Source organism: Rhizobium acaciae, assembly GCF_025941625.1.
GTDB lineage: Bacteria > Pseudomonadota > Alphaproteobacteria > Rhizobiales > Rhizobiaceae > Rhizobium > Rhizobium acaciae.
Genome location: NZ_JAPCZO010000002.1, coordinates 298,512 through 319,534 on the forward strand (window position 1 = coordinate 298,512; position 21,023 = coordinate 319,534).

General features: G+C 63.2%; 13 protein-coding genes. 5 read left to right on the plus strand and 8 right to left on the minus strand.

Going from position 1 to position 21,023, the window contains the following annotated elements; all coding sequences use genetic code 11:
- Positions 1-9: 9 nt before the first annotated feature.
- From repA to OLZ32_RS05190, 4 genes are all read left to right on the plus strand, one after another.
- Complete coding sequence (repA, locus tag OLZ32_RS05175; protein ID WP_028741930.1) at positions 10-1,206, plus strand: plasmid partitioning protein RepA; 1,197 nt, start codon at positions 10-12, stop codon at positions 1,204-1,206.
- Entirely contained in the window at positions 1,203-2,198 is a 996-nt protein-coding gene (gene repB, locus OLZ32_RS05180) for a plasmid partitioning protein RepB (RefSeq protein ID WP_264419913.1), read from the plus strand. Before repA ends, repB begins: the two co-directional genes overlap by 4 nt.
- 154 nt (positions 2,199-2,352) lie before the next feature.
- Positions 2,353-3,567 carry a plasmid replication protein RepC gene (gene repC / locus OLZ32_RS05185; protein ID WP_264419915.1) on the plus strand — a complete coding sequence of 405 codons (1,215 nt, stop codon included), beginning with the start codon at positions 2,353-2,355 and terminating at the stop codon, positions 3,565-3,567.
- Between the two features lie 180 nt (positions 3,568-3,747).
- Positions 3,748-4,881, plus strand: a complete 1,134-nt coding sequence (locus OLZ32_RS05190) for an RHE_PE00001 family protein (protein ID WP_017991944.1) — start codon at positions 3,748-3,750, stop codon at positions 4,879-4,881.
- Positions 4,882-5,001: 120 nt separating this feature from the next.
- On the opposite strand, the gene OLZ32_RS05195 is transcribed toward OLZ32_RS05190, so the two are convergent.
- Genes OLZ32_RS05195 through OLZ32_RS05205 form a run of 3 tightly spaced genes read right to left on the minus strand, consistent with a single transcriptional unit; the run spans position 5,002 to position 7,026 of the window.
- The gene (locus OLZ32_RS05195) at positions 5,002-5,712 is read right to left on the minus strand and encodes a Bax inhibitor-1/YccA family protein (protein ID WP_003548293.1); all 711 of its coding nucleotides are present in this window, start codon (positions 5,710-5,712) and stop codon (positions 5,002-5,004) included.
- A gap of 20 nt (positions 5,713-5,732) precedes the next feature.
- On the minus strand, positions 5,733-6,500 hold the full coding sequence (locus OLZ32_RS05200) for an anti-sigma factor family protein (protein WP_011654769.1): 768 nt from the start codon (positions 6,498-6,500) through the stop codon (positions 5,733-5,735).
- The gene (locus OLZ32_RS05205; protein ID WP_003548300.1) at positions 6,487-7,026 is read right to left on the minus strand and encodes a sigma-70 family RNA polymerase sigma factor; all 540 of its coding nucleotides are present in this window, start codon (positions 7,024-7,026) and stop codon (positions 6,487-6,489) included. Before OLZ32_RS05205 ends, OLZ32_RS05200 begins: the two co-directional genes overlap by 14 nt.
- Positions 7,027-7,202: 176 nt before the next feature.
- Here OLZ32_RS05205 and OLZ32_RS05210 point away from each other — a divergent pair, with 176 nt between their 5' ends.
- Positions 7,203-7,511, plus strand: a complete 309-nt coding sequence (locus OLZ32_RS05210; protein ID WP_028741935.1) for a hypothetical protein — start codon at positions 7,203-7,205, stop codon at positions 7,509-7,511.
- Between the two features lie 43 nt (positions 7,512-7,554).
- Here OLZ32_RS05210 and cueR read toward each other — a convergent pair whose 3' ends face one another.
- From cueR to OLZ32_RS05235, 5 genes are all read right to left on the minus strand, one after another.
- Entirely contained in the window at positions 7,555-7,944 is a 390-nt protein-coding gene (gene cueR / locus OLZ32_RS05215) for a Cu(I)-responsive transcriptional regulator (RefSeq protein WP_003548304.1), read from the minus strand.
- Between the two features lie 9 nt (positions 7,945-7,953).
- Positions 7,954-10,479 carry a heavy metal translocating P-type ATPase gene (locus OLZ32_RS05220; RefSeq protein ID WP_264419920.1) on the minus strand — a complete coding sequence of 842 codons (2,526 nt, stop codon included), beginning with the start codon at positions 10,477-10,479 and terminating at the stop codon, positions 7,954-7,956.
- A gap of 107 nt (positions 10,480-10,586) precedes the next feature.
- Entirely contained in the window at positions 10,587-13,196 is a 2,610-nt protein-coding gene (gene treY / locus OLZ32_RS05225; RefSeq protein ID WP_264419922.1) for a malto-oligosyltrehalose synthase, read from the minus strand.
- 138 nt (positions 13,197-13,334) lie between these two features.
- A complete protein-coding gene (gene pbpC / locus OLZ32_RS05230; RefSeq protein ID WP_264419924.1) occupies positions 13,335-15,413 on the minus strand; it encodes a penicillin-binding protein 1C in 2,079 nt (692 codons plus the stop codon).
- Positions 15,410-20,878 (minus strand): alpha-2-macroglobulin family protein, encoded by a 5,469-nt coding sequence (locus OLZ32_RS05235; protein WP_264419926.1) that lies wholly within the window; start codon positions 20,876-20,878, stop codon positions 15,410-15,412. Before OLZ32_RS05235 ends, pbpC begins: the two co-directional genes overlap by 4 nt.
- Positions 20,879-21,023 lie beyond the last annotated feature (145 nt).

The following is a 21,023-nucleotide window of genomic DNA, read 5'->3' on the forward strand; positions in this document are numbered from 1 at the left end:
TTGGGTGTTTTGGACAACATTAGCGTATCGACGACAGATGTACGGATCGAGCGGCATGCGAACCAGCTTTCGCGGCAACTGAAGCTCCTCCGCGACAAGCTGTTCCCGCCGCTCTCGCAAAAGACGCTGCGGACATTCTCCTCCGGCGAGGCGGCCCAGATGATCGGCGTGTCGGACGGCTATCTTCGCCAGCTTTCACTGGATGGCAAGGGCCCGCAGCCGGATCTTGCCCAGAATGGCCGGCGTTCCTACACGCTCGGCCAGATCAACGAATTGCGCCATTATATGGCCAAGCTCAAGCCGAAGGACGCGCTTTCCTATCAGCCGTGGCGTCGCCCTGGCGAAAAGCTCCAGACGGTTGCCGTCACCAATTTCAAGGGCGGCTCGGCCAAGACCACGACGACGCTCTATCTGGCGCAGTATCTGGCGCTGGCAGGTTACCGGGTGCTTGCCATCGATCTCGATCCGCAGGCTTCGCTCTCCTCCATGCTCGGCGTTCAGCCCGAATTCGATCTTTCCGAGGGCGATACGCTCTACGGCGCAATTCGCTACGATGAGGGCCGCAAGCCGCTGAAGGAGATCGTCCGCAAGACCTATTTCGACGGATTGGATCTGGTGCCGGGCAATCTCGAACTGATGGAGTTCGAGCATGAGACGCCACGGGCATTGAACGACCGGCAGCGACCCGGCGAGCTGTTCTTCCGTCGCGTTGGCGTTGCCATTGCCGAGGTCGAAGCCGATTACGACATCGTGGTGATCGACTGCCCGCCGCAGCTTGGTTATCTGACGCTTGGCGCCGTTTGTGCCGCTACATCGCTGCTCATCACCATCCATCCGCAAATGGTCGATGTCGCTTCCATGTCGCAGTTCCTGCTGATGACGTCGGATCTGCTTTCCGTGGTGCGCAAGGCCGGTGGCGATCTGCAGCACGATTTTATCAAATATGTCGTCACGCGTCACGAACCCTTCGATGCGCCGCAGTCGCAGATCGTCGCGCTGCTGCGCAGCCTCTTCAGCGACGACGTATTGACGGCGACCATTCTCAAATCGACGGCGATCGCCGATGTCGGCTTGACCAAGCAGACGCTTTACGAGATCGAGAAGGGGCAGGTGCGCCGCTCGACCTATGACCGGGCGCTGGAATCGGTCAATGCCGCCAACGGCGAGGTTCTCGCCGGTATTCACAAAGCCTGGGGTCGAGCATGAGCAGACGCGATCGCCTGAAAGGTCTTTTTGACGATACGGCGCAGGAGTTGGCCGCGGCCAACTACGAGGAGTCCTCTTCGCGCGGATCGGCCGGTCCGGTTCGGACGATGGCGCTGACCCTTGGCCGCATGGAGGAAGAGAGCAGGGCGATGCAGGAGGCTTTGCTCTCCGGGGAACGCGTCGTCGAGCTCGATCCTGATCTGATCGATTCCTCCTTCGTCCGCGACCGCCTTGCCGACCAGCCCCTCGATAGGGAAGACGAGCTGGTGCAGTCGATTGCCGAGAACGGCCAGGAAGTGCCGATCCTCGTTCGCCGTCATCCCAATGATGAGGACCGCTACCAGATCGCCTACGGCCATCGCCGTCTGCAGGCTGTCAAGCTGCTCGGCCTCAAGGTGCAGGCGATCGTCCGTAAGCTTGACGATACCGATGTCGTCATCGCGCAGGGTATCGAGAATTCGGCGCGCCGGAACCTTTCCTATATCGAGCGCGCGGTCTTTGCCCTCAATCTCGAGGTCAAGGGTTTTGAGCGCCCGGTCATCATGAAAGCGCTGTCGACGGACAAGACGGAGCTATCGAAGCTGATATCCGTTGCAAAAGCTATTCCCGCCGAGATCGTCAGGTCGATCGGAGCCGCACCCGGCATCGGGCGACGCAGGTGGATGGCGCTTGCCCAGGACTGGAATGGGATGACGGCCGCCCGGCTTGCCAAGCTCATTGCCTCGGGAAGTTTCCTGGCGGAAGAGAGTGACCGCCGTTTCGAGCTTTTGGTTGCCGAGCTCGCCAGGAAAGAGGCCAAGCCCGAAACCACGGAATTTGACTGGAAGCCGAAGAGCGGTGGCAAGATTGCCGGCCGAATCAAGAGCGCCGGCAATTCCTTCACGATCGCGTTGAAGACCGGCGATGCGCCGGATTTCGGCGCTTACATTTCACGCCGTCTCGATGAGCTTTACGAAGCCTATCGGGCCGGCAAGTTGCAAGCAGGAGAGTAGGCCGCAAAAGAAAAAAGCCTCCGAACGTTGCCGCCGCGGAAGCCTTTCTCATATCTGGACAATCTGAGAATCGCACTTCCTCGAATCACTGTCAAGCGTCTTCGGCATCCTTTTGGGTGGTAGGTTTCTTTTGCCTTGAGAAAAGGTGAGGGACATGGAGCCTCAATATGTATCGACGCCCTTTGGGCGGCGATCGATGACGCTTGGCATGCTGGCAAGCCAGGAAAGCGCCAGCAAGGTCGATCCGGACGCATCGGTCGACAAGTGGAAGATTTTTCGCGCGCTCTGCGAAGCAAAGGACATGGTCGGCGTATCGGATCGTGCCCTGGCTGTTCTCAATGCGCTGTTGACCTTCTACCCGAAGAACGAGATTGCCGAGGCCAACGGCTTCGTCGTCTTTCCGTCAAATGAGCAGCTGTCGCTGCGCACGCACGGCATGGCTGGCACGACGTTGCGGCGGAATCTGGCGATGCTGGTGGAAGCCGGCCTGATCATCCGGCGGGATAGCCCGAACGGGAAACGTTTTGCCCGGCGCAACGGCGAGGGTGGACTTGGAGAGGCATTTGGCTTCAGCCTGGCGCCGCTCCTGGTGCGCGCACGCGAGATCGAGGCGCAGGCGGCTCAAGTGATGGCCGCCAAGCTCGAATGGAAGCGCCTGAGGGAGCGCCTGACACTTTGCCGGCGTGACATCACCAAGCTCATCGAGATCGCGCTGGAAGAGGAAGTGGCCGGCGAATGGATCGAGATGCAGAAGCATTTCAATCTGCTTTCCGCAAGCCTGCCACGCCGCCCGTCGGCCGCCGAGATGGAAAGCCTGCTGGCCGATCTCGAAGCTTTCCGGGAATTGATCATCAAGACGCTGGAATCGAAGTCGAAAACAGAAAAAACAGATGCCAATGATAACCAAAACGGTCAGCACATACATAATTCAAACCCACACCCTATATCTGAACTTGAACCAAGCTTCGAACCGAAGCAGGGCGCAAAGCCGGAGGAAGAGCCGCGGCATTGGCGCGAGCCGCCGAAATCCTTCCCCCTTGCCATGGTGCTGCAGGCCTGCCCGGAGATCATCGCTTACGGACCGGGCGGCGGCATCGGCAGCTGGCGCGATCTGATGGCCGCGGCCGTCATTGTCCGTTCCACGCTTGGCGTCAGCCCCAGCGCCTATCAGCTGGCCTGCGATGTCATGGGGCCGGAAAACGCCGCCACGGTGATCGCCTGCATTCTGGAAAGGGGCGGACATATCAACTCGGCCGGCGGCTACCTACGTGACCTGACGCGGCGGGCGGAGCGCGGCGAGTTCTCGCTCGGACCGATGCTGATGGCGCTGATGCGGGCAAATGGTCCGACGGCGAGGAAAACCGGATGAGCGGCTATGAAAAAGCTTCGCGCCAGCTCAGACGGTTAGAAGCATATGCGGCCGGTCGATCAGCTAGCATATCGGCTTCATTCCCTCCAGTTTTGTTGAAGTACACTGTTAACCATGTCATACATGGCGGAAGGAAACACCTATTTTGCTTCCATTTGTGAAAAACCGTAAAGCTTAACAATGCGCTACGATATCGACGGTGCAATGCTTCAAACCCTGCTTCCAGCCCTTACCGCGGCGGAGGATGCGGTGGCGCGGCTGGACGAGCGGGTGTTGCGCTCGCCGGTCGGCGAGGGATTTGCCGAGCGCAGCCATTTCTTCGACGCCGCCGGCGCGCTCTGGGTGGCCGGCGAACTCGTGCATGTCGAGGATCTCGTTTTGCATGATGCCCATATGGATAGCCGCGCTCCCACCCACGAACTGACGATCGCCCATTCCGTGCTGCGGGCACGTCGGCGCATCTGGACCGGCGAACCCTCCTGGGCACTCGGCGTCTCGGGCCTTGCAACGCTGACGGCGACCGGCGGGGAAGGGGAGGGGAAGGCGCAGGAAGCGAAGAGCGTCGCCGCTCCACTCGAGACCGACGGAGAGGGCGAGGATGAGGACGGGCCGCTCGCCGCCGAGATGGCGGAGATCGATGCGCTTCTTGCCCGCTCGCAGAAGCTGCTCGATATCCATACCGGGAAAACGCCGGAAAGCGAGACGGCCGCCGTTACCCCGGCACGGCGCAACGAAGATCCCCTCGGCTTGCTCGGTGACGACGAGTGGGACGAGGAACAGCGGCTTGCGGAGTGGCGAAGCGTCCAGCCATTGGCCGATAGCTTGCCGCCGGTTCTCGGCGCTATCATCCTCTTCGAAGCCTGGGAAAGGATCGAGCCGTTGCGGCGTCAGCATTGGCTTGGCGGTCTTCTGGTCGCAAGCCACCTACGCGCCCGCGGCAAGGTCGCCTCGCATCTGTTTTCTTTTTACGGCGGGCTGAAGCTGGTGCGCCATGAGCGTCGTCGGGCACGCGATCGCGTCACGCGGCTGCAAGCCTTTCTGGAGGCGATGCATCTGGGTGCTGTGGCCGGCCTCAAGGAAATCGACCGCTTGTCCCTGGCACGCACGCAGATGGAGCTGCGCTTTCGCGGCCGCCGTTCGAACAGCAGCCTGCCGGAGCTTGCCGATTTCATTCTGTCGCGGCCGATGGTCTCGGCGGCGATGATCGCCCGTCATCTGCGCATCACGCCGCGCGGTGCGCTGAACCTCGTCAACGAGATAGGCATTCGTGAAATCACCGGCCGGGGGCGCTATCGCGCCTGGGGCATCATCTAAAACGAAAACGGCCGGGGCGTTAGCCCGGCCGTTTCCTTTAGGTGAGCACCCAGTCGGCCATCCTGTCACAGACTGCAGACCAGGCGCTCTTGCGCTTCCTTTGCCCCCAGAAGCGCAGTCCTATTCCCGCTCGCCGGTGAAGTTGAGCAGAAGCTGGAAGATGTTGACGAAGTTCAGGTAGAGCGAGAGCGCGCCGAAGACGGCGAGCTTCTGGTTCGATTCCTGATCGTAGTTTTCCGAATACTGTTCCTTGATGTTCTGCGTGTCGTAGGCGGTGAGGCCGACGAAGACGACGATGCCGATCACGGAGATCGCAAACTGCAGCGCGCTCGAACCCATGAAGATGTTGACGACAGAGGCGATGATGACGCCGAAGAGGCCCATCATCAGGAACGAGCCCATGCGCGAGAGATCACGCTTCGTCGCATAGCCGTAGAGGCTGGTGGCGCCGAACATCGTCGCGGTGATGAAGAAGGTCCGCGCGATGCTCGCCCCGGTGAAGACCAGGAAGACGGAAGCGAGAGACAGGCCCATCACGGCGCAGAAGGCCCAGAAGGTGATCTGGGCGGTGCTGGCCGACATCGTCTGGATCTTGAACGAGAAGAAGAAGACGAAGGCGAGCGGCGCGAGCATCACCACCCACTTCAGCGGCGAGCCGAAGATCGGGACGTAGAGTGCCGGCGTCGAGCCGACGACAAAGGCGACGAGGCCTGTGATGACGAGGCCGAGAGCCATATAGTTGTAGACGCGCAGCATATGCTGGCGCAGGCCTTCGTCGAAGAGGGCCTGGGAGCCGGCGACGGCGCCATAGCGGGGATTGATCGGGTTCATGCTGATCTCCTCGGTTTGAATTAATAGAGTGAGCGGGCGAGCCGTTCGGCCGCCTGGTCGAGATTGAGGCCGCTATCGTCGGCGATCAGCGCATAAGCGACCTCGCCGATCTGCCAATAGGCGGCTTCTGCTTTTTCCAGCGTGAGATGACTGACCGGCTTGACCTCGAAGGCGCCCGGACGGACGGCGAAAAGCGACAGTTGCTTTCCATCTGATTGTTCGATCGCCATCTCGACGCTGGGGCCGAATTCGGACGGGAAGATCTGCACGTCCGCGACCTTCCAATCCCTAGGCAGTTCGGGCATCACGATCGCGGTGGCGGCGCGAATATCGTCGGCGCTATAGGTGCTCGGTGTCTGCGGAGGCATCGATTGGCGCAGTGCCGCGGTCTGATAGGCACGGACGGCATCCTCGACATAGGCCGGTGCCGGAACGGATGCCACCACCTCGGTCGCCGAGAAAGCGCCGAAGGAATTGTGCGCCACCCAGCCGGCGGCAATCAGAATACCGACAGCGGCAATGCGCTGCAGGGAATGGAAGATGCGGCCATAGGAAAGGCCACGTTCCAGCCGGCGGGCGGCATCGCGGGTCTCGGGCCGGCCGAAGGCACTTTCGCCGGCTAGCGCCAGACGCAGTTCACCCTTCATGCTGAGGTCGGCCATGACCTTGGCGGCAATCGCCGGATTCTCGGACAGATAGGATTCCACCTGGATGCGACGGGCGACATCGAGCTCGCCATCCACATAGGCGTCGAGATCGGCATCGATGATCGGATCAACTGCTTTCATTGCCGTTCCCTCCGATGATCCTCAGATGCGAAACCCGCGGCGTCTTCTCCTCGAATTCGCGCAGGTGAGCGCGGGCGCGGGAGATACGCGACATCAGCGTCCCCACGGGAATGCCGAGCGCCTGGGCGGCTTCCTGGTAGGAAAGGTCTTCGATCGCGACGAGATGCAGCGCCTCGCGCTGTTCCTCCGGCAGGTCGAAGAAGGCGTCGCGCACCTGCTGCAGGCGCACGGCATGTTCCTGGCCGGCCGGCAGCGACTGCTCGGCTTCGACAGCCGCCTCATCGTGGCGGCGCGTCAGCGACCGGTTCTGGCGAAGACGGTCGATATGGGCATTGTGCAGGATGGAGAGCAGCCAGGTGCGCAGGTTGCCGCCGCTGCGGAAGCTTTTCCGCTTCTCGAAGGCGCGCACCAGCGCATCATGCACCAGATCCTCCGCCTCGTCCGAATTGCGCACCAGCGAGCGAGCGTAGCGTCTCAGCGCTGCGAGCTGTCCGATGACATCGAAGGGGCGGTCTTTGCGTTCCATGATTGAGTATACGGAAATGCGGCGGATTTTATTCCCGGCGGACGTAAAAAAATCATACGGGGCCGAAACCGTCGCCGGATCGTCTCAAATATCCCTCGGGCGCCTTAAATCCGCGATTGTTTATGACAATTACATGACAGATCATGACGCCGCTGATTTGAGGGGGACAATCAAGAATGAAGGAAAAGAAGCGGGTCTACGAAGCTCTCGTGGACGGCGCCATGGAAGGGCTGACGGACGAGGCGCTCTATGATTTCGTCAAGACGCGTTGTCCGAAGGCCACCAGCAGGAAGATCGTCCGGGCCTCGCTTCTCGCCCTGACCGATCCTCATCTCAGGGACCGCAATATTCTCGACGTGATCTATGCGCTCGCGATCAAGCACCGCTTGGATGACGGCGTACTGGACGACGGCGAAGACGAGGGTCCTGACGAGCAGACTCAATCCTCGCGGGCGGCCAACCAGAACATGCCGCAGCTTTCCTGAGGCAGGTCTCGCCTGAAGCGAGGCGCTCGCTTTCCTGAAATGGTCAGCCGCCGTCCGAAAGCTCTTCGAGGATCGGACAGTCCGGCCTGTCGTTGCCGTGACAGGCATGCACGAGATGCTCCAGCGTCCGGCGCAGTTCCGTCAGTTCGCGGATCTTGCGGTCGATCTCGGCAAGCTTGGTCTCAGCAATATCCTTGACGTCGGCGCTCGCCCGATCCTTGTCCTCGTAGAGCGCCAGCAATTGCCGGCATTCCTCGACGGAAAAGCCGAGGCCGCGCGAGCGCTGTAGGAAGCGCAGTTTGTGGATGTCGGTTGCGGCATAGTCGCGATAGCCGTTTCCGCCCCTGTCGGGACGGATGAGGCCGATATCCTCGTAGTAGCGGATGGTCTTCGAAGGCAGGCCGGATCGTTCCGATGCTTCGCCGATATTCATCGCCGTCTCCTATAATTTTGCAAAGCGCAGTCTCAGCGCATTTGATATCACCGAGACGGACGAGAGGCTCATCGCTGCCGCGGCGATCATAGGCGACAGCAGCAGCCCGAAGATCGGATAGAGCATGCCGGCCGCGACCGGCACGCCGAGCGCATTATAGCCGAAGGCAAAGCCGAGATTCTGGCGGATGTTTCGCATCGTCGCCTCCGCCAGCCGCCGCGCCCTGACGATGCCGTTCAGATCGCCCTTTACCAATGTGATGCCGGCGCTTTCCATCGCGACGTCGGCGCCGGTACCCATGGCGATGCCGACATCGGCGGCGGCGAGTGCCGGCGCGTCGTTGACGCCGTCGCCGGCCATGGCGATGACAGCACCTTTGGCCCGCAACTCGTCGATCAGCGCCTTCTTGCCTTCCGGAAGCACGTCGGCGCGTACCTCGTCGATGCCGAGGCTTTTTGCCACTGCACGCGCCGTGCGCTCGTTGTCGCCCGTTGCCATGATGATCTTCAGACCGCTGTCGTGCAGCGCCTTGATGGCGGCTGCTGTCGTCGGCTTGATGCGGTCGGCAACGGCGACAAGACCGGCAAGCGCGCCGTCGAACACCACGAACATCACCGTCTTGCCGTCGCCGCGCAGGGCTTCGGTCTTCTCGGCAAGTGCTGCCGGATCAATGCCGAGATCGGCGAGCATCGCCGCATTGCCGAGCGCCACTGTTGTACCGCCTGCAAGACCCTGAACGCCCTTGCCGGTCTTTGCCTCGAAGCCGGTGACCTCGACGAAGGGGACACCGCGCTCCTCGGCGCCGGAAACGATCGCTTCGGCCAGCGGATGTTCGGAGCCGCGCTCCAGGCTTGCCGCCAGCGACAGCAGCCTGTTTTCGCTAACCCCGCCGAAGGCGACGATATCGGTAAGCTTCGGCTTTCCCTCCGTCAGCGTGCCGGTCTTGTCGACGATCAGCGTGTCGACCTTGGAAAAACGCTCCAGCGCTTCGGCGTCCTTGATGAGCACGCCTTCCTGCGCGCCGCGCCCGGTCGCGATCATGATCGACATCGGCGTCGCAAGGCCGAGCGCACAAGGGCAGGCGATGATCAGAACGGCAACGGCGGCAAGCAGGCCATTCGCCATACGCGGCTCCGGCCCGATCGCGGCCCAGACGAGGAAGGCAAGGACGGCGGCGGCGACCACCGCCGGCACGAAGATGGCCGACACCCGGTCGACCGCGCCCTGGATCGGCGCCCGCGAGCGTTGCGCCTTGGCGACCATGTCGACGATACGCGACAGCACTGTGTCTGCGCCGACCTTCTCTGCGGTCATGACGAAGGTGCCGTTCTTGTTGATCGTGCCGCCGGTCAGCGGGTCGCCCTTCGACTTCTCCAGCGGCAAGGGCTCACCTGATATCATCGATTCGTCGACCGTCGACTGGCCTTCGAGGACGGAGCCGTCCACCGGCACCCGCTCGCCGGGGCGCACGCGCAGCCGGTCACCGGTCTGGATGTCGTCCACCGGCACGTCGCTCTCGCTACCCTCGGCATCGATGCGCCGCGCCGTCTTCGGCGCAAGGTCGAGAAGAGCGCGAATTGCCGAGCCGGTGCGTTCGCGCGCTTTCAATTCCAGCACCTGACCGACGAAGACGAGCGCGACGATGACGGCGGCCGCCTCGAAATAGACAGGCACGGCCGCGCCATGGCCATGGAAGCTCATCGGGAAGATGCCGGGTACAAGCGTGGCGACGACGCTGTAGACATAGGCGGTGCCGACGCCGAGACCGATCAGCGTCCACATATTCGGGCTGCGGTTGACGATAGACGCCCATGCGCGGCGGAAGAAGGGCAGAGCCGCCCAGAGCACCACCGGCGTTGCCAGCAGCAATTCGATGTAGGTCGCCTGCGGCTCGCCGATTGCCTCCCGGAGCGGCAGGCCGAACATCGGCCCCATGCTCAGCGCCAGCAACGGTAGGGCGAGAGCGGCGCTGATCCAGAGCCGCGTGACGAAATCGACGAGTTCAGGGTTCGGGCCTTCATCAGCTGGCGGAATGCCCATCGGCTCCAGCGCCATGCCGCATTTCGGGCAGTCGCCCGGACGATCGCTGACGACCTCAGGGTGCATCGGGCAGGTATAGAGCGTACCCTTGGGTGCCGGCTTCGCTTTTGGGCGGTTGCCGTCGCGATAGGCTGCGGGGTCGGCTTCGAACTTCGCTTGGCAGGTGGCCGAGCAGAAATAGAATTTCTCGCCTTCGTGCTTCAGGAAATGTTTCGCCGTGGAGCGATCGACGGTCATGCCGCAGACGGGGTCCTTCGCCGTCAGGTAATCCTCAGGCGTCGCCGCAAATTTCGTTCGGCAGCCGTCGGAGCAGAAGTGATAGATGCGGCCGTCATGCTCGAGCGAGGGCTTGCCGGCCTGCGGATCGACGGTCATGCCGCACACAGGATCACGGGTCATGGCGCTTGCAGCCTTCTCCTGTTCATGGCCGCAATGGCAATGATCGTCGCCATCGGCGTGACTGTGATGGTGTTCGTGTTCGTGCTTGATATCCATGACTATCTCCTGTGCCCGGTGGGGCACTTGGACAGGCTTATCAACCTTCCAGCGACTGGAAGGTCAAGCACTATTTTCATGGGCTCGATTTTTGCGGCGGCTGATCCTCATATCGGCGTGATCAGCCCGACCGGCTGGCTCCCGAGCAGGGCGGCGACCGAAATGCTGCCACCGGGCTCGATCGTCTTTCCGGTCACCAGATCGGCCTTCAGTCCGTGAAGCGGGGAGGGGACGGCGATCGCCGTATCCTCCCAGAATTCCGGACCGGCAAAGAGCACGCCTGGATCGAGCCAGCCGAACATCAGCCGCGGCGCCGCGATGATGGCGAAATCACCCTTATGCACCCGGGCAAAAGCAAGCACATGGTCGCGCCGGTTGCCCGTCACCTTCAGCGGCAGATAGTCGCCTCCAGCAAAGAGGTCTGCGTGCCGCTGGCGCAGCTGCAGGCCGATCCCGACGAGGCGCTGCTTCAACGCTGCGGCCTGCAGCTTGGCGATCGGCCCGGCTTCATCAAGCCAGGCCGTCAGCCGCTGATGATCGACCGGCCGGCGGTTGTCGGGATCGACGAGGCTGAAATCGAAGCCCTCCGCACCCTGATAGATATCGGGAATGCCGGGGGCCGTCAGCTTGAGCAGCGTCTGCGACAGGCTGTTGAGGTAACCCGCCGCGATGAAGGGCTGCAGCACCCTTTCGAAATCCTCGAGGAAGACGTCGTTGTCAGGCGAGACCAGTACCGCGGCATAGGTGGTGACCGCTTCCTCGTAGGCGGCATCCTGTTCCGTCCAGCCGCTGCGCAGTTTTGCCTCGCGCACCGCCTTGACCGCATAATCGGTAAAGCGTTCGCGGAGTTCTTCGGTCTGTCCCCGGTCGAAATCCTCCGGCCAGATGCCGGCCAGCGCCTGATAGAGCATCCATTCGACATTTGGTTCCGGCGCAGCACCATCCGGCAGATCCTTCAGCCACGGCCGGTTCATCTCACGCCACCGCTCGACCGCCTGGGCAAAAACATCCGCGCCCTCGCTCAGGGCATAAAGCCTTGCGCGCGCATCCTCGCCGCGTTTGGTGTCGTGGGTGGCGCTTGCCGAAAGCCCACGCGGCTGCAGCCGCGCCCGCTCGGCCATGCGGCGGTGGAATTCCTCCGGGCCGCCAGGCGCCTTGCCCGGTTCACCGCCCACTTCGTTTGCTGCAATCAGCCTGTTATAGCGGTAAAACAACGTATCCTCCGTCGCCTTCGCCATCACCGGCCCACTCAATTGCTGGAAGCGGATACGGAAGTCGTGGGCCGCGTCACCTTCGACTTTGCCTTCGAGAAGCTTCAGCACATGGTCGCATGCACGTCGGTCGTCGAGCTGCGCCATGGCTTGCGAGGCGGTGGCCGCAAGCACCGCTGAATCCTGCCAGGAAAGCGGGCCGCCGTCGCCATAGGTGCGGTAGACCGGAAAGGCGATCAGCAACTCGCTGAGCGCAGTGGCGATCTCGTCTCTTTTCGCCTCGGGAAAGATGCCGGCCGCGATCGACACCAGCCTGTCGGTCTCGCCGGCGAAATTGCGTTCGACCATCAGTCGCTTGGCAATCCGCCGGCCCGCCTCGAGATCACCCGTCTCGCCGGCGATGCCGCGATAGGCATCGTCCAATATGCGCAAGCCGCCGGCGTCGATGAACAGCTCGCTGAGTGCAGCGATGAATTCATATCCCGTGGTGCCGGCGACCGGCCAGCTCTCCGGCAGGACCTCGCTGGCCCCGAGGATCTTTTCGACGACGATATAGGTGTCCGGTCCCACCGCCTCCCGCAGCCTGTCGAGATAGGCCGTGGGTTCGGCGAGCCCGTCGACATGGTCGATGCGCAGGCCCTGCACCTTGCCATGGCGCACCAGCTCGATCACCAGCCGATGCATGTCCTCGAACACGGCTGGATCTTCGACGCGGATGCCGACCAGTCCGGTGACCTCGAAAAAGCGGCGATAGCTCAGATGTCGTGCCGCCTCCTGCCAATGGGTCAGCCGCCAATGCTGCCCCTCATGCAGGCTTCTGACGAAATCGCGGTCCGAGGAGGCCTCTGCGAGTTTGTGCCGGAGCACGGCCCGATCGCCGCCCTCGAAGAGGATATCGCGCATCGCGCGGTTGAAGTTCTCGCCTGAGGTCGCGGCCGCAGCTTCCGCCATTCTGGTCGCAACCGGATCGTTTAGCCGGTTTGTGATCGCTCCGTAACTCGTAGGGTTCAGCGGCAACAGCGTTTCGAAATAACCGAAGGCGAAATTGCCGTGCGTTTCGTCGAGCGTGATGCGCAGTTCGCCGTCGGCCAGTGCTCCCTCGAAATCCTGGCCAAGCTGCGGCAGCGTCAGCGGCTCGCTCCAGTCGATGTCGAAATGGCTGAAATAGGCGCTTTGCCGGCCAAATGTCAGCACGTCGCGCCACCAGCTGTTTTCCGGCGAGGCCGCCATGTGGTTCGGGACGATATCGAGGATCAGCCCCATGCCTGCGGAGGCGAGGCTTTCCGTCAACCGTTCGAATCCCGCCCGGCCGCCAAGCGCCGGGTCGATGTCGTTGATGTCGGTGACGTCATAGCCGTGGGTCGAGCCGCTGACGGCGGTGAAGATCGGAGAGGCGTAAAGGTGGCTGATGCCGAGCGTCTTGAGATAGGGGACGAGGTCGCAGGCGCGATCGAAGGTCATGCCGTTGCGGAATTGTATCCGGTAGGTCGCTGTCGGAAGTGTCATGGGGCCGTCTGACGTTGGAAGGAGACCCTCCCGAACGGTTGCAGCCGGGTTTTTGTTCCCTTGCTGCGCGGCGCGCCTTTTTAGACGCGCAAAGGTCGCTGTAACATTTGGAGTGGGTGGATCGTGCGTTCGGATGTTTTAGTCGATGAAAACACCGACGCTTGCGGCGCGTCCGGCCGAGTCGATGACGGTCAGTTTAGAGTAGCCGCCGCCATCGGGCAGCCATTGCTGGATGCGCCGGCGGGAAAGATCGGGCAGCGGCTTGCCGTTGGCAAGCCAGCGGAAGGGGGCTCGGCCGCCCTGCAGCTTCAGCATCAGCGGTGACAGGTTGCCTTGCCCGGCGCCGAGATCGACATGCGCGCCCTCGGGCGGATAGATAATCTGAGGTGCGGCCTCGCGGCCGGAGGCGAGCAGGCCGCTGGCATTGAGTGCGAAACGCCTCTGACTGATCGGCAGCTCGGACTGGGCGATGCGCACGGCGCCCGCAGGCGGGCGGGGCAGCGGCGTCGTCGCGATGCCGGACTTGGCGAAACCTTCAAACAGGATGGGCGCGGCGGTGCCATAGCCGGTCAACCCCGGCACGGCGCTGTTGTCAGGCCGTCCGACCCAGACGCCGAGCACATAGCGGCCATCATAGCCGACCGACCAGGCATCACGGTAGCCATAGCTCGTGCCGGTCTTGTAGGCGATGCCGCGCTGCGGCGCGCCGGCGGGAGGGATGACGCCGGAGAGAATATCGGCGACGTTCCAGACCGCGACCGGTTCCAGCAGCGGTTCACCGTCGAGTTTACCCGGTGCGCCGGTGACGCCGTCGCCGAGCCTAACCGGCTGGCCGCGATTGGCGAGCGCCGTATAGAGCTGCACCAGATCCTTCAGGGTAATGCCGACGCCGCCAAGACCGATCGCAAGCCCCGGCGTCTCATTCGGCGGCAGGACCGGGCGTACTTCGGCGCGGCGGAAGCGTACCATCAGCCGCGACGGCCCGACGGCATCGAGCAGCTTGACAGCAGGCACGTTCAGCGAAAGCTGCAGCGCCTCGCGCACGGTGACGTCGCCCTGGTAGCTCATGTCGAAATTGCGCGGCCGGTAGCCGAAGAAATCGGCGGGCCGGTCTTCGATAATCGTCTCCTGGGACACCAGGCCCTGCTCGAAGGCCAGCCCATAGATGAAGGGCTTCAGCGTCGAGCCCGGCGAGCGATTGACGCGCGTCATGTCGATCCAGCCGGAGCGGCTGGCATCGAAATAATCGGCCGAGCCGACCTCGCCGATGATCGCGCCGGTTTGCGCATCCGCCATCATCATGGCAAGCGAAAGCTTCGGCCCGAGTTTCATGGCCGCTGCCCGCGCAACCGCCTCCAGCCCCTGCTGCACCTGTTTCTTCAACGTCGTCTGATGCTTGAGAACCGTCGGCTCCTTGCGCAGTGCCGCTTCGGCTATATGGGCGGCAAGTGCCGGCAACTGCATGCGCCGGGCCGGGATCGCGACACCCTCGGCTCGCTCCGCCTCACCGTCGCCAACGGCCTCGGCGACCGCCACGCGGTCGAGCACACGCTTGCGTGCGGCCTCGGCTGCCTTCAGATTGCGGTCCGGCCGGCGCCGTTCCGGCAATTGCGGCAGGGCGACGAGCAGCGCCGCCTCGGCGACCGTCAGGCGGCGCGGTTCCTTGCCGAAATAGGCAAGGCTTGCGGCGCGCACGCCTTCGAGATTGCCGCCATAGGGCGCATGCGTCAGATAAAGATCGAGAATCTCTTGCTTCGACAGCCGCCGCTCGATCTGCACGGCGCGCACCAATTGCAGGAGCTTTGCCGAAAGCGAGCGCCCTTCGCGCGGCTCGATCAACCGCGCCACCTGCATCGACAGCGTCGAGGCGCCGGAGACGATGCGGCCGTTGCTGACCAATTGCATGGCGGCGCGCCCGAGCGCCCAGGGGTCGACGCCGCCGTGGTCATAGAAACGCTGGTCCTCATAGGCGATCAGCATGCGCAGGAATTGCGGATCGACGTCGGGGACCGTCGTCTTCAGCCGCCAGCGGCCTTCCGACGTCGCAAAGGCACGCAACAATTGCCCATCGGCATCCAGCACTTCGGCGGAGATGGCATTTGCCCTGGCGAGCGGCGGCGGAAAGGCCTTGTCGGCGGCATCGAGCGCAAAGAGAGCCGCGCCGGCAAGAAGGATGCCGGCAGCCGACCCGATCGCAAACTTGTGCCACCGCCTCATGGTTGCGCCGTCACGACCTCCATCTTGCCCGTTGCCGTGCGGGCCGAAAGCTCCGGCCGGTACATATCCTCGACGTTTGCGGCCGGATGGTCGTAGGTGCCGGGGGTGACGGCGCGCACGACATAGGCGACGTTGAATTCGCGGTTGTCGCCGCCTGCACGGTTGAAGGCAGCGACGAAGCGATCGTAGCGGAATTCGGTATGGGCAGCGGAAATCTCGCCGATCCAGTCGAAATTCGTCATCTGGGCGCTGTCGACGAGGTTAGGATTGTCGATCTCGAAGCCGGCGGGCAGAAGGTCGGTGATGACGATGCGCGACGGCCAGTCATTGGTTTCGCGCACATGGATGACGACGACGTAGCGTTCGTTCTGCTTTGCCTCGCTGACATTCGCCTGCTCGCCGTCGAGCGTGTAATAGGTTCGCTCGATGATGAAGCCGTCGCCGCCGGCCGGCAACGGCACGGTGGGCGCGGCAACGGTGGTGACGACGGCCGAAACCGTGTCGTTGGTCTGGTTGGTCAGCGTCAGCGGATGGTCAGCCAGGGCATCGCCGGTCATGCGTGCCATGTAGGCACCGGTGTGCGCGGCGCCATTGACATCGACCTTCAGGCCATCGTCACCGCCCTGGATGGCGCGCGCGGCAAGCAGCATCCAGGTTTCTTCCTGGGTGCTCTTGTATTTGCTGCGTTCCCATTCCTTGCCGACCGCCTTGGCGAGTTCCGGGACGACGGGTGGTACCGGCCGGCTTTCGGCGGCGAGCGCCAGGATCGCCGCGCCGTCGCGCAGGATCGTGCCGTAGTCGGTGCGCGACAGGTTCACGCGCGACACCATCGACTGCTCCGACATCTGCAGCGCATCGACGAAGATATTCTTCGAGCGCTGCGCATCGCCGTAAAGCGCCAGCGCGGCGGCGATATGCGCCTTGGCGAGCGGCGTCGGGAAGTCGTTGATCATCGTATCGGCATAGTAGCGCAGATCGCTGATCGCCGCCTTCTTGTTGCGGGCAAGCACGTAGATGGCATAGGCGATCTGGTCGCCCTGGCCCTTGATGTCGGTGGTGTAGGACAGCGTGTTCTGCAGGTTTTCGAGCGCCTGCACGAAAGCCCTTTCCGGCACGTCGTATTTCATTTCGCGGGCCCGCGTCAGGAAGTCGGTGACGTAGGAATCGAGCCAGACATCGCCCGAATCCGGTCCCCAGAGACCGAAGCTGCCGGCCGAGGCCTGATAGGAGAGCACGCGGTAGATCGCATCCTGCACGCGCTTCTTCACATCATCGTCACTTTCCATGCCCGCCTGCTTCGCCACTTCGGCGAGGTAGAGCAGCGGCAGCGCCCGGCTGGTGGTCTGCTCGGCGCAGCCGAAGGGATAGCGGTCGAGCGTCATCAGCAGGGCTGGGATGTCGAAGGCGGCCGAACGGGTGACGTTGACGCTGATCGAGGCGCCGGGCAGCACGCTGTCGGCGAGCAGGTTCCTGTCGACGGTGAGCTTTGCCCCCGGCTTCAGCGCCAGCACCCTGCGTTCGGTGATCGGCAAAGAGGCCGGGCGCACCGGCACGTCGAGCGTCTGGTCGAGCGAAAGGCCGGAAGCGTCGGAGAGGTTGATCGAGACGCTGCCGGCGCCCGGCTGTTTGCCGATGAGCGAAAGCGTCAGCTCGGATTTCGCGCCGGCCTCGAGGCGGATCGTCTGCGAGGCGGACGCTTCCTCGATGCCGACCGCGTCATTGCCGGTCAGTTGCAGCTTGTAATCGCCGGCCGGTGCATCGGTATTAGCGATGTCGAGGCGCAAATTGGCTTTGTCGCCAGGCGAGAGGAACTTCGGCAGGCTTGCGGTCACCACGACCGGATCGCGGATGATCACATCCTTGACGCCGTGGCCGACGCCTGATTTCGACCAGGCGACTGCCATGACGCGCGCCGTGCCGTTGAACTGCGGAATGTCGAAGGCGACATTGGCCTTGCCTTCGGCGTCGAGCTTCACCGGCCCGGAGAAGAAGGCGACGAGCTTCTGCGTCGGCGGGCTTGCCTGCAGCGCGATGGCGCCGCCATCGCCGCCGGTCCGGAGTTTGCCGGTCGCACCCAGCGAGCCGTCGATCAGGCGGCCATAGAGGTCACGGATTTCAAGGCCGAGCTGGCGCTGGCCGAAATACCAGTCCTCCGGGTTCGGCGGTTCGTAGCGCGTCAGGTTGAGAATGCCGACATCGACGGCGGCAACCGTCACATAGGCATCCTCGTTGGCGCCGGCGCCCGCCACCTGCAGGCCAATGTTCAGTGGCCCGCGCGGCAACATCTTTTCGGGCGTGTCGAGCGTTACCTGCAGCGCGCGCTGTTCGGGGTCGACTTTCAGCCACTTGATGCCGATCGAGCGCATCGGCATATGGCTGTCCTGGGCGTCGCCGGGGCGGAAGAGCGTGGCGGTCACATAAGCGCCGGCACCCCAATCAGCCGTGACGGGGATGTCGATCTCGCCGCCGGTCTCGCCGATCGTGGCGTTCTGCACGGCGACCAGCTTTTCGGTTCCGGATGCCACCATCAGCTCGCCGCCATAGCGCGAGGTGACTTTCAGCTTGGCGGTGTCGCCGATCTTGTAGCTGTCCTTGTCGAGGGCGATTTCCAGCCCGTCGGGCGTTTCGGTCGAGGTCGAGGTCACGAACCAGCCGGCGTCGAATTCGACGCTGGAGGTCGGGCCGTCGGCATCGGGGCTTTCCACTTCGAGGCGATAGCGGCCCCAGCTCACCGGTACGGAGACCTTGCCGCCGTCCATCGTCGCGTCGACGCTGCCGTTGGAGACCTGCTCGGCGGTGTAGACCGGCTCGTATTTCCATGCCGTTCCCTCGCGGTACCACTGGTATTGCCGGTTGAGGCTATAGAATTTCCAGCGCAGGCCCTTTGCCTCCTGCTTCTGTCCATCGGCATTGACGCCGATCACCGTGAAGTTGGCGATCGAGTTCTCCGGCAACTCGTCGGAAAATTCCGGCTTGATGCCGATCGAAGCGCGCTCGTTCTTCACCGGAATGATCAAGGACCGCTCGATGGCGCGACCGCCCGCCTCCTGCATGCGCATATAGACGGTGGCGTTCAGCAGTTGCGTCGTGGCCGGCAGTTCGCTGATGGTGAGATCCGTCGAGGCTTCGCCATTCTCGTCGAGTTCCGGCAGGCCGTCGATCGGCTGACGCGAATCCTCGCTCGCCTCTTCGTCGGCAAGTCCGAAGAAGAAGCCGTTATAGGCCGCACTCGCGCGCGTCGGCTTGACGACGACGTCGCCTTCGAGCGTCAGGCCGGCGGCCGGGGCGCCGTAGAGATATTTGCCTGAAACGGTGATCGTCGCCGGCGTGTCCGGACCGACTTCCTTGGCCTCGGTCTTGATCTCCATGTCGGTGCGATCGGGCACGAAATCGTCGACGAGGAAACTCTTGGTGGCGATCGCGCTGCCCTTGGGATCGGTATAGATGTTCATCGTCCAGGTGCCGCGCATGGCGTTTTCCTGGGTCGGGAAATCGATAGAGTAGCCGCCGAGATTGCTGGTCTGGCTGACGATCCGCCGGTCCTCGACACCATCGGGACGGCTGAAGATGAAGGTGAGCGGCAGGTTCTCGATGGCGTTGCCATCGGTGTCGCGGGCGAGTGCCTGCGCATGCACCGTCTCGCCGGCGCGGTAGATGCCACGCTCGGTGTAGGTCAGCACGTCGATCGCGCCGGGTGCTGCGCGGCCGGTCACGCCACGGTCGGAAAGGTCGAAGCCGGCGCGCGTCATGTCGAGGAAGACGTAGTCCGAGGTCCCGTTCCTGGCGGCAATGACGGCGGGCGTCAGCGCCGCCGTGCCGCGGATCAGGCCGGCGGTGAAGGTGGCGCGGCCGTTTTCGTCGGTGGTGGCGGTGCCGAGCACTTCATTGTTCTTGGCAATTAGCTGCAGTTCGACGCCTGATATCGGCTTGGCCGAGGCGAGCGAGCGGGTAAAGACGTTGAGCCCGTCCGTGCCGGCATAGGTGGTGACGCCGATATCGGAGACCAGGAACCATTGCGTCGCCTGCGAATCCCACTCTTGCGCCGGACCGTTTGCCGCCGTTGCGGTCATCACATAGATGCCGGGCTTGCGTTCGGGCAGCGCCTCGTCGACCGGGAAGCTGGTGACGATGTCCTTGTTGAGCTCGTTGGCGATGTCGATCGAGCCCTGCCAGACGAGTTCGCCGTTCTGATCCTGGATGTTCTGGGCGCTGTAGCCGTCGAGCTGGGACAGGAACTGCGAATTGGTCAGCAGCGGCGCGATGGCACGATCGCCGATGCGGTAGAGCTTCAGGTTGGCCGAGGTCATGTTGACGGAAACGATCGGGATGCCGCGGCGCGCCGTCGAGGGCAGCACGAAGCTGTCGCCGGTGAAACGCACCATCTGGCTGCGGTCTTTGATATAGACGTCGATGCTGACAGGTGCTTCGAGCACCTCGTCGACTGATGAAGGCAGGCCGGTACGGAAGCCGATCTTGTAGGTCTGGCCATGCGTCAGTCCTTCGACGCAGATCTGTTTGTTCTTGGTTTCCAGCGCCTTCGGCGCTTCGCCGTTCAGCGTCACGAAGGGCGTGTAGTCGGTGGTTTTGACCAGCGCCTCGGAGAAGGTGACGCAGGCACGCGGCGTGGCGCTGTCGGCATCGACCGTGTGTTCGGTGACGCGGAAGCCCTGCGTCGATTTCAGCTGCAGGTAGGCCGCCTGCACATCCTTGGCGCCGACTAGTGCCAGGCTCGCCTTGTAGGCGTCGAGCGCCGGGCGGTAGTTGGCATTCCGCTCCAGCGCAGTGGCGAGCACGGCCAGCGCCTCGGCGCGTTTGGCGGTGGTGCGCGTCAGCTCGTAACCGTTCAGCGCGTCGACCACCGCCTGTCCCGTCGTGCTGCTCTCGGCGTTGCCGAGCGAGGCTGCTGCGCGGGCGGCTTCGAGCCAGAGATCGGCGTCGTCAGGTGTGATCGACAGCGCACCATGGAAGGACTTCAGCGCGTCGGCCAGATTGTTGGCGGTGAGGTCGAGGCGGGCGTTGGCCGTCAGGCTGTCGACGCCCTGACCCTGCTGGTCGTCGGCAAGCGTGAGATTGTCCTTGAAGTCGTGGGCCTGCTGGATGAGATCGTTGCTCAGGAAGGTCAGGCGCGGCGCAGCACCTATATCCCGCTCCTGCTGGCCGGCCGTTTCGACGATCTTGCCGGCGATGGCGCCGGGGAAGGCGTTCATCGTCTTGAAATCGGATTTGAGGAAGCACCATTTCACCTTGGGATTGTAGGTGAAGGCCTTGCAGCTCTTGTCGCCGATGCAGGAGGTCTTGCACTGATCGAGCGAGACGTTCTGTTCGGTGCGAAGATCGAAGCCGAAGAAATCGGCGTCCTTGATCGTCTGGATGTCGCGCTTGGTATCCGCAGCGGCTGCGGGAAAACTGACGGCGATCATGGAAAATGCGATTGTCGCGAAAGCAAAGAACGAGCGCACGGACATAGGTTCCCCCCGGAATGCTGGCTCTGACCGGCCGGCACTGTCCTCACTCCTCGCGAGATTGTCAACTCAAGTTGAGCGCTGTTTCATCTTCACACAGGCGCTTTCGTCTGGCTGTCACATCGGCGTGAGTGACCACCTTGTGATT